The sequence below is a fragment of the Geosporobacter subterraneus DSM 17957 genome (assembly GCF_900142145.1).
GTDB classification, from domain to species: Bacteria; Bacillota; Clostridia; order Peptostreptococcales; family Thermotaleaceae; genus Geosporobacter; species Geosporobacter subterraneus.
Genome location: NZ_FQZV01000080.1, coordinates 1 through 12099 on the forward strand (window position 1 = coordinate 1; position 12099 = coordinate 12099).

The following is a 12099-nucleotide window of genomic DNA, read 5'->3' on the forward strand; positions in this document are numbered from 1 at the left end:
GGGATTATTATCATAAAAAATGTGAAACCAAGAAAAAGAAAGTAGCTTTAGTAGCTGTAATGCATAAACTTCTCCATTACATATTTGCGGTTCTCCGTGACGAAAAGCCATTTGAAATTAGGAGCCCTCAAGATCATCAATCTTGGAGAAAAACTAAGAATTCAAACAAAATCAAAGCTGCTTAAATCGCAGTAGAGATGTAGCTCATCATTTTGTCATTGTTCGTGTTTTACATATGGCTAGCTTTGCTATACTCTTTTTTCTAAAACCAATTTTTTTAAAAAAATCAAACTTAACTATTGACTTTTATTAGCTGGTCTTACATTTTACAGATGAAAGAGGATTAGAAAAAGAAGAGATGATTTATTTGTGTGATGTTCTTCTTGAAAAAATGACAGAAAGTAGTCAAACAATCAGAAAAATCACTGCCGATATTGATAAGGAATATAAACTTCAAACGGGAACAGGACTCTTTGTATTTAAGCACCTTATTGCAACAAAGAGAATTAAGTTAGACATGAATAAAGAGATAAAATTAAATGAAAGGTTGGAAAACCTCGTTATTGATATTAAAAAGGAAAGATTGGGAGGAGATAGCATTGTTAACTATTAATACCCTTATTTCCTGGAAAACAGATGATGACAATAAGAAAGTCGAAAGAATCCTTTGGATTGAGCCACAGTCAAATATAACTTATGTGATAGATGTGAATTTAAATGCTTTCCCCTATTCAAGGCTATTAAGTGATATCGAGGAAAGTATCAAACAGGGAATAGCCTTTATTGAACCTGATGATGCTTTTGGTCGAATTATAAATGAAGAAGATATATCAGAAAAGGATAAAGAAGCGAGGGATAAGGCATGGGAGATAATAAGCGAAATTGTCTGTCTTGAGCCTTTGATTTTTATCCCAAAGGAGAGAAGAAATCTTATTAAGAAGGTTTCTACACTTCATAATGTTCATGAAAATACGGTCGTAAAATATTTGAAGAAGTATTGGAAAAGGGGCAAGACCAAAAATGCTTTGCTGCCCGACTATTACCAGTGTGGAGGTAAAGGAAAAGAAAAGTCCACAGGAATATTAAAGAGGGGCAGGCCCAGGAAGAATACCGAAATCTTTGGAGAAGGAATAAATGTTGATGATGATATAAAGAGAGTATTTAGAATTGCAGTCAATAAATATTATCATACCAGCGCTCAGAATTCACTTATGCTTACCTATGAATTGATGCGCAAGGAATTTTTCAGCAATGAAATCAAAGTGGAAAACGGTATAGAAATACCTATAGTAAAGCCAAGCAGCGAAGGTCCATCATATGCCCAATTTAAATATTGGTTTGAAAAGGAAAGAAATTTGAAAAAAGAGGTTTCATTGCGTAGAAGTGCTAAGAAGTATGAGCAGGAAAACAGGCCTATTATTGGAAGTTCTACCGCTGAGGCATTAGGTCCTGGTTCTATCTATCAAATTGATGCTACTGTAGCAGATGTGTACCTGGTATCCCAGTTTAATCGGAACTGGATAATCGGACGGCCTGTGGTTTATGGGGTTATAGATGTCTTTTCAAGGTTGGTTACAGGTATCTATATAGGGCTGGAAGGACCCAGTTGGGTGGGAGCAATGATGGCACTGGCAAATGCGACAATGGATAAAGTGGAATTCTGTAGGAATTATGGGATTGAGATTTCTACAGAAGAATGGCCTGCTTGTCATTTACCTGATTCCATTTTGGCAGATAGAGGAGAGTTAGAAGGCAAGAATGCTGAAAATTTAATTAACGCATTAGGTATAAGGATAATGAATACTCCACCCTATAGGGCCGACTGGAAAGGAATCATTGAACAGAATTTCAAAACTACAAGTGATAGAGTAAAGCCCTTTATGCCAGGAGTTGTGAATCCAGATTTGAGGGAGAGGGGCGATAAAGACTATAGACTTGATGCAAAACTAAATTTATATGAATTTACCCAAATCATGATAAAATCGGTACTTTACCATAATAACCAACATCTCTTAAGAAATTATAATAGGGAAGAAATGATGATAGAGGATGATGTAAAATGTATACCCTTGGAATTATGGAATTGGGGCATTGCAAACCGTTCAGGGAAGTTAAAAAGTGTGGATGCTGATATTGTTAAATTGTGTCTTATGCCAACGGCTACTGCTACGGTAACAGGAAAGGGAATTAAGTTTAAGAACCTGTATTATAGTTCTAAAATGACATTAAAGGAGAATTGGTTTGAAAAGGCAAGAAACAAAGGCTCCTGGAAGATAAAAGTTTCTTATGACCCGAGAAACATGAAATATATTTACATAATAAGTCCAGACCATAGTGATTTTGAAAAATGTTATATGTTGGACTACCAGAAAAGTTACTTCGATAAATATTATGAAGAAATTGAGTATCTGCAGGAAAAAGAGAAACTTGAAATGAAGAAGATGGCAGACGATGAACTGCAGAAAAGAGTAGACCTTATGGCTGAAATAGAAAGTATTGTAGCAAAAGCAGATATGGAGTCTAAGAAAGAGCGGATTTTCCAAGAAAGTGACTCAAAAAAGGTACAGGGTATCAGGCGAAACAGAAGAATTGAAAAGGTATTAAATAGAGAAAATGAAGCCTTTGAATTATCTAAGCAAACAGATAAAAAGGAAGGAGAAGTTATTCCTATAGACAGCGATATGGAACTTCTAAAAAGAAAGCAGAAGGAGGCATTGAAGAAAATCTATGAGTAAGTATATTTTTATCCCAAATGGTGGAGAGGCAGTTGAGGCTGAGTATAAGGAGCAAATGCTAGAAGAATATAAGGGAAACCCGTTCATAGAGGCTTTACCTCCTATTTACTCAAAGGATGAGGTCGTAGATAAATTGGTTGTATATCCAAATTACAATAGCAAGGAAAGGATGCTCGACAGTCATCTAAGGGTGCATATGGTGCAAAGACTGTTTCAATGCTTTCAGCCCCTTCAAGTTCATTTAGACCTTGAAAGCAGGATATCACGAGTAATACGACAAGGATATCTTGCAAGAAATCCTTTTAGACCTGAATATGCTGCAGGTCTTCAAGACGGGTACAGAATGATACAGAACTTAAATCTCGACTTGTGCAGCAATAAAAGGTTTCGTACAACGGCAGCAGGATTTACTATCATCGGTGTAAGTGGTATGGGCAAAACTACGGCTGTAAATAGAATCCTTGCAACTATGCCTCAGATTATCGTCCATTCCGAGTACAGAGGAGTTAAATTCAGCATGTGCCAATTGGTATGGTTAAAAGTTGACTGCCCATACGATGGTTCAATTAAAGGGCTGTGCATGGAGTTTTTCAGTAAAGTAGACAGTTTACTGGGGACCGATTATTATAAGAAACATGTTACAGGAAGGCATACGGTGGATTCAATGCTCTCTATAATGTCTCAAGTGGCAAGACATACGGGGCTTGGTATGCTTGTTATTGATGAGATTCAGCATCTTAAGCAGGCTAAAAGCGGAGGAAGTGAAAAGATGTTAAATTTCTTTGTAACATTGGTTAATACAATTGGAGTCCCTGTGGTGATTATAGGTACTACAAAAGCAATGTCTGTATTGCAGTCTGAGTTTCGCCAGGCAAGGAGAGGGTCAGGACAAGGAGATATGGTCTGGGAGAGACTGAAAAAGGATAGCAATTGGGACTTATTAATGGGGGCTTTATGGGATTACCAATGGACCAAAAAAGAAGTTTCCTTTACTCCAGAAATTAGTGATGTAATGTATGAGGAAAGTCAGGGAATTATTGATATAGCAGTAAAATTATATGCTATGGCTCAGATAAGGGCAATTTATTCTGGTATAGAAGAAGTAAATCCAGACTTAATTAGGCAGGTAGCAAGGGAAAACTTAAAATTGGTACAGCCTATGTTAGAAGCATTGAAATCAGGGGATATGAGAAGGATATCCCAGTTTGAGGACATATCTACCGTTGATTTTGAAGAGTTTATAAGTTTAGAAAGACCCAAATATAGTTCTGAAGATAAAATACAAGAGTTGCTGATTAAAAAGAAACAGAAAGAGAATACTGATACCCTTTCATTGAAAGAAAGGGCTATTTTAAAACTACTTGACTTGGATATTGAACCTCAAAAAGCCCAAAAGGTAGTCGAAGAAATTATTAACCAAGAAGAAAGTATTAGTGTTTCAGAGGTAGTAATAAAGGCTGTTCAAATACTCAAGGAAACAGCAAGTAAGAAAACATCAGTAAAGAAAAATAAGACAGAATTCAGGGATGAAGATGATTTACGGGTCATAGTGGAGGAAGGAAAGATAAAGCAAATGTCTGCTTATGAAGCATTAAGAGCAAAAGGAATTATAAAAACCGTAGAAAATGACTTTTTCCAGGCGGGGTAGATTGTATGCTGAGTTTTTTTCCAGTTCCATATGAAGATGAAATTCTGTACAGTGTTTTTGCACGGTATCATATAAGAAGCGGAAACACAAGTTTTAAATCCACCATTAATGACCTTTTTGGTTCGACCAATACTACTGCTGTAATGGATTTACCATCAAACTTAAATAAACTTATTGAAAATTTGCCGATTGGAAGCAAGTATACGGGAGAATATTTGATATATAATCATACTCTATATCCTTTCTATGCTGCCTTTTTGCCTCCTGGTCGTGCAAAAGAAGTTTTAGATTCCATGAAGATGGACAGAGGTGGCAGCATATATACTCGGATTGGCATCATGGCAAGTTCTATTACACTAAACAAATATTTTAAATTTTGTCCTGCTTGCATAGAGGAAGATAAGCAGAGATATGGAGAACTCTATTGGCATCGGATACATCAAATACCAGGTATTTTTGTATGTCCTAAGCATTATATTCCTATATATGATAGTCAGGTACCTGTGAGGGGCTATAACAAGCATGAATATAAAAGTGCCACTGAAGATAACTGTAAGGTTTATGATGTTATCAATTATCCCGATGATATAATTGAAAAGATGTTTAATATTGCCCAGGATACCGAAATTCTGCTTAACAGTAGTTTTGAGAAAAAAGAGATAAGGTGGTTTAAGGAACAGTATCTAGCCAAATTGATGGAAATGGGATTTGCTACTATAAACAAAAACATTTCTCAAAAGGAATTTATAAAGAGTTTTATAGATTATTATGGCGAAGAGTTTTTACGCCTTGTGCAGTCGGAGGTTGATGCAGACAGCGAAACGAACTGGCTCATGGATATGCTAAGGAAGAAAAATAAGACAAACCATCCTATTAGGCACTTACTGTTGGCCAGATTTCTTGGGATTTCAATTGATAATTTGTTTAATAAGAGACTTGAATATAAGCCCTTTGGAGATGGACCGTGGCCTTGTCTGAATAAAGCCTCAGACCATTACTTGCAGGCCGTGGTTACTGATATGAAAGTAACCTATGGGGCTGATGTAAAGAAACCAATTGGAACATTTAAGTGTTCTTGCGGATTCGTTTATGCAAGGAGTGGACCAGATGTAACGGAGGATGCAAGGTATAAGATTGGCAGAATAAAGGCGTTTGGTCCAGTATGGGAAGCAAGGCTTAAAGAACTGGTAGAAGAAAATTTAACACTGCGTGAGACAGCAAGGTTGTTAGGAGTAGACCCCAATACGGTCAAGAAATATGCTAAGAAACTTGGCTTGGTTACTTATTGGGAAAAAAGAAGCAATGATGATAATGAAAGTGTAGTCAATTATTCTAAAGGGGCTTCTGGTAATGATTATAATGAAAGAGATACATACAGAAGTGAATGGATAAGTTTACTAAAGAATAATCCAGGCAAATGTAAAACAGAATTGCGCCAAATGAATAAGGCTTTGTTTACATGGCTTTATAGAAACGACAGGGAATGGCTCAACAACAACTCCCCTGTTAAAAAGAGAGTAAATAATGGGTATGCCCGAGTAGATTGGGATATTAGAGATAAAGAGATACTACCCAAAGTAGAAGGCATAGTAAAAGATATGTTAAATTCAAAAGAGAAGCCTGAGCGAATTAGTATAAGTAAAATAGGGAGCAAATTAGGAATCAGGGCTTTATTAGAAAAGCATTTAGATAAACTTCCGAGAACAAAGGCTTATTTAGATTCAGTTAAAGAAAGCGGCAGAGATTTCAGGGTTAGGCGGATAAAGTGGGCTATCCGAGAGTTAGAAAAAGAGGGGCAGGAGTTAAAAGAGTGGAGAATAATTAGGAAGGCTGGAATTAGGAAGGAGTATCAAGAAAATATAGAAATAGAATTAGAGAATTTAATTGGTGAGAATAAATACTTTAGATAAAGGCTGGATGCTTATTTACATAAAACGTTCAGCCTTTTTATATAGTTGAAGTATTTGAAATATTGATATTTTGATATGTAATATAAAGGAAATTTTATATTTTTGACGAAATATATAGTATAAAGATTATTTATAGAAAGGAAGTTAAAACATGAACCAAAAAAGTCCGTTGTTAAAATATAGGATAGAATGTGACTGTAATGAAACTGCTGAGTTACCAAATAAAAGTTATGACTTTGTATCGGGGTTATGGGTTGATGAATCAGGAGAGCCGTTAATTAGAAAATATATTGAATCATCAAGTCTTAGTGGAAGAACAGAAACATTGATTACAGAGACACGGGAAGGTATTGATAGGTCAGAAAGGTCAAGAGGCATTGAAAACAATCTCTCCTTCGCTGATAAAACTTTAATTACTGAGACTAGGGAAGGAATAGACAGGTCAGAGAAAGGCTACGGGTACGATGCAAATATGCAAGAAAATGAAATGAATGCATTTGGTGAAACATTAATAACAAGAACAAGAGAAGGAGTAGATAGGTCTGAAAGGTCAAGCAATGACGACAATTTGGTTTTTCAAACTATAACCACTTTTACTAGGGAGTCTATAGACAGGAGTGAAAAATCGTAATGTTAATATACCCTAAAGTGTTATTTGTAACGAATAAAGATGATTTAGCAATAGATTATTTAATATACAATTTTAAGGATAGAAGAATACCATATTTGAGATTAAACTCAGAAGATATTGTAGAATACAGCATAACCTACAATTTTGCTGATGGTATTATTGTGATATACAACGATTATAAGTATAACTTTAGGGACCTACATTCAGTTTACTTTAGAAGGGCTCCTACAATATTTCCTAATTGTCAAAACTTAGATGACACTAATTTTATTAATGGAGAAAGAAGGGATTTTTTAGAAGGTCTGTATTTGGCATTAAATTGTAAATGGATTAATCCATTATTCTCTACATATAAAGCGGAAAGAAAAATATATCAGTTATCTGTAGCCAAAGAAGTAGGATTTAAGATACCCAATACCATTTTATCAAATGACCCTAAGCAGATAACAAATTTTATTAAAAATAATAGCAACTGCATTATTAAACCAATTTGTCATGGATTACAGATTACAAAGAATGGAGCATACTCAATTTATACTTCTGAAATTAAAGATATAGGCTGGTTGGAACAGGATGCAATTTTCGAATCTCCAGTTCTTATACAAAATAAAATAGAGAAATATTGTGATATTAGGGCAACTGTTATTGGCAAACAAATATTTGCAGTCGAAATAGAAACTAATGATATAGATAAAACTGATTGGAGAAAGCCTAATCTAATAAAAGATTACAAAGAGCATAAATTACCTGATGACTTACAGGCTTCAATCTTTGAACTGCATAAAAAATTAGATTTAGTATATTCGGCATTCGACTTTATATTAACTCCTGAAGGAGAATATTATTTTCTCGAAACTAACCCTGCTGGAGAATGGGTATGGTTGGAACGGGAACTTAACCTGCCAATTAGCGATGCAATTATTAGTGAATTACTGCACTGAAAGGGGCTGAGATAATGGATAACTGGCAAGATAAATACTTATGCCCTTTGATAGAAAGAGAAAAGTTTAATTTGAAAAAGGTTAAGAAGTTAGTAGATGATTTTAGTTTCCTGTTTATACATTCGATATCTTTTCACGAGCCACCTAAAGAACCTAATGAAGAATTACCTGACTTTACATCTGAAGATACTGATATGGTATATAGTGTTTGCAGAGAATTTTATAATGATGCTAATGAGAGAATTGATAAATTAGAAGAAAAAGCGATAAAGTTATTGTCTTATGTTTCGGCTCTCTTTGCATTTATATCTTTTGCATTTATAAATACTTCAATTATCCTTACAAAATTAATATTGGCAATATCAATGGTGTTGCTAGTGTTATCAATGTTGATTTCCTTTAGGTGTGTTAATGTAAAAGGAAGGAAGTCATTTTTTGTACCAGATGTATTTGACTTCGAATCAGATATTCCTAAGGATAATTTCGATAAAAAGGTTATATCAAAGAAACTTTTAAATTCCGCAATCTATAATCAAAATATTGGAGACAATACCGCTGATATTTTAAAAGCAGCAAGATATATCTTGGCGCTGGCTTTGATTGTTAGTACAATTGGATTTATTACAGGTATTGGGGGTTATTTTAAAACTCCTGATGCTACTACAACAGTAAAAATAGAAAATCAAGTTGAATTAAAAGATATTCAAGGCAGATTAGATATTATGAATAAGACATTAGAACAAATTAGTAATAACATTAATAATTTAGATAATGAAAAGTTGCAAGAAGAGATTAACAGATTATCAAATGAATTAGAATTATATAAGACAAATTATGAAAGTTTGTTAAAAAGATTAGAAAATGTAGAGAATAGCATTAATATAGAAGGTAATTAAATACTTATGAAAAAGGTAAGGTAAAGCAATGGGGGTATTTACTGTTCTTACAGACTATATTAAGAATACTTTTTCTAAACTAAATCAATATACAATATTGCAATTATTATGGGTAATTGCAATTTACTATTTTGTATTGAATTCGCTACTGGATTTTGCATCAACAATAGATGATATGACATTTAATATAACGAGTATAAAGGAAATTTTAGAATATAATCAATCAATTTTAGACTTCCTACAAAAATATGAAATTGTTTGGATAGAGTTAACGATTTTAATATTTTTCGCATCAATAATAGTGATATTGGTTACTCATATAATATTTGAAGATTATATATTTATTCGTTCTTGTAGTAGATATGGTGGAAACTTGAGTCTATGGTCGTTAATAATTTATGCTACTTATAAATTGTATATTTTTACTGGTTCATACTATGGTATAGTATTATTTGCTATTTCAGCAGTTCTACATTGGGTAAAAGAGAAGAAAAGCAATTTGCTTAGACGATTCTATTAAGCACAGTAAATGAGATTTATTAAAAAGATGGAGTTGAGTAGCATGGGAGAACAGACAGTGATAAATCAACATTATATTCCTCAATGTATTTTGGCTAATTTTGCAAATGATAGAAGTCAAGTATATGAAGCATTAGTAGATGAAAAGAAGGTGTATCAAACAAATTATAGAAATTCCATGTGTGAAAGGTATACATATGAACATTCCATTATAGAAGTAAACTCTTTAGAAAAATATTTTGGAAGAATCGAATCCTATATTGGACCTGCAATGAAGAATATTATAAGTATTATAGAGAAGCATGAAAAAGGTGAATGTGATTTTGCTGATATACGGCATTTAATAGAGCGGTATATGAGAGAATTTATTATATTCTATTATAGGAGCGGTGCCCTTCTCCATGAGTTTTCCTTTGATAGAAAAAATAAAGAAGACAGAGTATTAGTTATGTTAGGCAAATTGCTAAATTCCAGGTATATAAGGTTATTAAGCAAGACAGTTATTAATTATTATGAATTTGCTATAATAAAAAGTGAAAACAATGATTTTATTTTAAGTGACCAATTTATTTCAACGGCTGCATTAGGAATAAAGAATAGATTTGCTAATATAACAAATAGACAAATTGGGTTAAGGAATGTAATAATATTAATTCCTATTTCAAGTAAATACTATGCCGTTTATTACAATGGAAGAATTCCAGATTACATTAATAGAGATTGTGTAAATACACTAAGTGAGGACCAGATAAATGAAATAAATAGCGTAATAATAAATAATGCATATGTTAAATGCATTGGTTATAACAGAAATACATTGGACAAGGCTTTACTAAAATTCAAATTTGAGTCACCATCAGCAATATATGCTGGACTTAAATCAGGAGCAACAATGGGTGCCACGTTAAAAAAAGAAGTATTCTTTTATGAAAAAGATAAGAAAATATGGGAATTTTTTACTTCCATTATTTGGACAAAATATAGTGGTCTTAGAAGAAATGACAGATGCCTTTGTGGAAGCGGAAAAAAGTTTAAGAACTGTTGCATTGATTATTATCAAGGTTCAAAAAGAATAATGGACAGTATTATAAGTAATGAAGATACTTTAAACTATATGGTTTCTGAATATGCAACAGTGGAAATGAGTATTGATGAATTTTACAGTCAGCCAAATAAAAAAGAGAAATGAGGTGGGGAAATGAAAGTAATAGAAAGCGAAAAGCAGTTTTATATTGCTCGGTTAAGTAATTATTTAGCACTAATAAATCAAATATATTCCTACATAGATAAGAGTGATAAAGAAATGGTACGGCGTAAATACAAGGAACTAAAAGAGGGTTTAAAAGAAGATTATCATGTCTATAACACGCAAAGAGAATTAAATAGGATAAGTGAATATGGTAAGGCTATGTACTATTCTTTGATAATGGAGCCGTATGTTAATATTAATGTAAGTACAAATGCAAGTCTCCCTAAAATTAAGCAGGCAGTTATTGAACTTGAATTTGAACTAAGAGATATATTGTATGAAATTGAAAGGCTAAGTTGATAAATTAATAGGAATCTTAATAAAGGCACAATCAAATGAATGTAAGAATATAAAAAGGATTAACAATTTATATTTACGAAAAGTTGGGAGAGGATGAAAAATAGAGTGGTTAAAGGAATTCTTTAGATTATATTTTAGATTAGATATTGAAGAAGCCTACAAATTTAAATATAGAAATATACCCTCAAAATTGTATAAATATCAGCCCTTTGAAGAAAATAGAATATCGACTGTCATAAACTATAAACTGTGGTTTACCGTTCCCAAAGATATGAATGACCCATTTGACAGTAGAGGTGTATGTTGGAATACCGATGAAATAGAAGATTTTTTAAAGACAAGAGTACCAAGAGATAAAATAAAAGAGTTTGGCTCAATAGACAGTATTGTTGATGGAGCAATTGCTTCGTTAAGAAATAATATTAAAATTACATGTTTTTCTGAAGAACTTTTTAGTATGCCTATGTGGAGCCATTATGCCAATAATCACAAAGGATTTTGTATAGAATATGATTTTACCCGATTAAGTTATGAGAATGATTTGACAAAATATTTATTCCCAGTTGGATATGAAAGTCACCGCTATGATATAACTAACTTATTTAAAATAACATTTAGTGAGCCTTATGACCCTAGAGTAAAACTGCTCTACTTCCTAATGAATCTAAAACATAGTAGTTGGTCATATGAAAAAGAATGGCGGATTATTAAAATGAGATTACCAGAAGAAAAAGCATTTAAAAGTGGATTAGAAGATTGTCCTTTAAAGCCTACTGCTATTTATTTAGGTGTGAATTTTGATAAAAATAAAGTGCATTCTGTAAAAGAAAAATTGAAGGGTCTTGATATACCTATCTATGCACTAAAAGTGAGTAACTCTGAATTTTTTGAAATGGATTTGGAATCGATAAATTAAATCCTTGCTCCTTATTCCTTATTACTATATCCCTACTATGTATAACCCAAAAAAACTCGTGTCACGAATAAAAAAGTCGTGTTAAAAATAAAAAAGTTGTGTTAAAAGTCATGGTGAAAATAGGGTAGAAAACCTTATTGGAGCCATGATTTTTGTTTTAGGATGAGTAGGGTTAAGGGGTAAGGTATAAGGTTAAAAGTATTGATTTTATTGGATTTGAATAGAGTATTGATGAAAGATATTGATTAAAACTTTTCCCTTTTCTCTTGATACTTATCCCTATTTATGACACGACTTTTTTATCTAAAATGAGAGGGAAAATAGGAAAATATTAGGAGAAAGTAACAAGGGAAA

At 32.9% G+C, this 12099-nt stretch carries 10 protein-coding genes and 1 pseudogene; all 11 read left to right on the forward strand.

All coding sequences use genetic code 11. The features are described from left to right. Positions 1-185, forward strand: a pseudogene (locus BUB56_RS18325) (IS110 family transposase); the annotation flags it as partial. Positions 186-313: 128 nt separating this feature from the next. Further along, positions 314-613, forward strand: coding sequence for a TnsA endonuclease C-terminal domain-containing protein (locus BUB56_RS18330; RefSeq protein ID WP_278319522.1), 300 nt, complete (start codon positions 314-316; stop codon positions 611-613). Further along, positions 600-2735, forward strand: a complete 2136-nt coding sequence (locus BUB56_RS18335; protein WP_110942702.1) for a Mu transposase C-terminal domain-containing protein — start codon at positions 600-602, stop codon at positions 2733-2735. The genes BUB56_RS18330 and BUB56_RS18335 overlap by 14 nt, the downstream gene beginning before the upstream one ends. Positions 2736-3078: 343 nt before the next feature. Beyond that, positions 3079-4383 (forward strand): ATP-binding protein, encoded by a 1305-nt coding sequence (locus tag BUB56_RS18340; protein WP_330392697.1) that lies wholly within the window; start codon positions 3079-3081, stop codon positions 4381-4383. A gap of 5 nt (positions 4384-4388) precedes the next feature. Next, a complete protein-coding gene (locus tag BUB56_RS18345; protein WP_110942704.1) occupies positions 4389-6293 on the forward strand; it encodes a TnsD family Tn7-like transposition protein in 1905 nt (634 codons plus the stop codon). Positions 6294-6444: 151 nt separating this feature from the next. Then, positions 6445-6924 carry a hypothetical protein gene (locus BUB56_RS18350; protein WP_110942705.1) on the forward strand — a complete coding sequence of 160 codons (480 nt, stop codon included), beginning with the start codon at positions 6445-6447 and terminating at the stop codon, positions 6922-6924. Beyond that, positions 6924-7865, forward strand: coding sequence for a hypothetical protein (locus BUB56_RS18355; protein ID WP_110942706.1), 942 nt, complete (start codon positions 6924-6926; stop codon positions 7863-7865). Before BUB56_RS18350 ends, BUB56_RS18355 begins: the two co-directional genes overlap by 1 nt. Positions 7866-7879: 14 nt before the next feature. After that, positions 7880-8761, forward strand: coding sequence for a hypothetical protein (locus BUB56_RS18360; RefSeq protein WP_110942707.1), 882 nt, complete (start codon positions 7880-7882; stop codon positions 8759-8761). A 562-nt stretch (positions 8762-9323) separates the two neighbouring features. After that, positions 9324-10469: a DUF4238 domain-containing protein gene (locus BUB56_RS18370; protein ID WP_110942709.1), complete on the forward strand. Its 1146-nt coding sequence runs from the start codon at positions 9324-9326 to the stop codon at positions 10467-10469. Positions 10470-10478: 9 nt separating this feature from the next. Further along, complete coding sequence (locus BUB56_RS18375) at positions 10479-10829, forward strand: hypothetical protein (RefSeq protein ID WP_110942710.1); 351 nt, start codon at positions 10479-10481, stop codon at positions 10827-10829. A gap of 190 nt (positions 10830-11019) precedes the next feature. After that, positions 11020-11745 carry a DUF2971 domain-containing protein gene (locus BUB56_RS18380; RefSeq protein WP_110942711.1) on the forward strand — a complete coding sequence of 242 codons (726 nt, stop codon included), beginning with the start codon at positions 11020-11022 and terminating at the stop codon, positions 11743-11745. The last annotated feature ends 354 nt before the right edge of the window (positions 11746-12099 follow it).

What these genes read in the sequence shown, in the direction of transcription:
- BUB56_RS18345 (WP_110942704.1), top strand. Translation starts at nt 4,389, where the DNA reads ATGCTGAGTTTTTTTCCAGTTCCATATGAAGATGAAATTCTGTACAGT.
- BUB56_RS18350 (WP_110942705.1), top strand. Translation starts at nt 6,445, where the DNA reads ATGAACCAAAAAAGTCCGTTGTTAAAATATAGGATAGAATGTGACTGT.
- BUB56_RS18340 (WP_330392697.1), top strand. Translation starts at nt 3,079, where the DNA reads ATGATACAGAACTTAAATCTCGACTTGTGCAGCAATAAAAGGTTTCGT.
- BUB56_RS18375 (WP_110942710.1), top strand. Translation starts at nt 10,479, where the DNA reads ATGAAAGTAATAGAAAGCGAAAAGCAGTTTTATATTGCTCGGTTAAGT.
- BUB56_RS18370 (WP_110942709.1), top strand. Translation starts at nt 9,324, where the DNA reads ATGGGAGAACAGACAGTGATAAATCAACATTATATTCCTCAATGTATT.
- BUB56_RS18355 (WP_110942706.1), top strand. Translation starts at nt 6,924, where the DNA reads ATGTTAATATACCCTAAAGTGTTATTTGTAACGAATAAAGATGATTTA.
- BUB56_RS18360 (WP_110942707.1), top strand. Translation starts at nt 7,880, where the DNA reads ATGGATAACTGGCAAGATAAATACTTATGCCCTTTGATAGAAAGAGAA.